Here is a 625-nt window from a genome sequence, read left to right on the forward strand (position 1 = left end):
GCATGGAGGTTGTACTCCTACGCGCATCGCCATACAATAGGCAAGCTCATTTTAAAAACAGTATAGAAAAATAGTCTTCATCTTGTCTTTTTTTTATTGATGATCGTTGTCTTGCGAGGTAGCTTTGAACGCACGCCCTGATAGTACCAGTGACCAACTTCCAAAAGATACATTCGATTCGAATCGCTCAGTCGACATGGTTGGCTCAGTAGGAATCGTCACACCCGAAAAATTCCATTTTGCCGAACCGCTTACTTTAGAATGCAATCGTACCCTGCCGTCTTTTGACTTAATGGTCGAGACCTATGGCACACTTAATAAGGATAAATCAAATGCCATTTTGATTTGTCATGCCCTATCAGGCAGTCACCATGCAGCGGGCTATTATAGTGTTGACGACAAAAAATCGGGCTGGTGGGACAATATGATTGGCCCTAATAAAGCCATTGATACCAACCAGTTTTTTGTGGTGTGTGTCAATAACATCGGTAGCTGTTTTGGCTCCACGGGCCCAACGACCATCAACCCTGATACCCTTGATCAAGCCGATGGCAGTGAGCCACAAGTCTATGGCCCTGACTTTCCACTAATCACTATCAAAGACTGGGTAAAAACTCAAGCAATG

1 pseudogene is annotated in these 625 nt (G+C 44.2%); it reads left to right on the forward strand.

The annotated features are described in order from the left end of the window. Positions 1 to 196: 196 nt before the first annotated feature. A pseudogene (locus ACS8FD_RS21935) lies at positions 197 to 625 on the forward strand (homoserine O-acetyltransferase); the annotation flags it as partial.

This window comes from Psychrobacter sp. 1U2 (assembly GCF_051847575.1).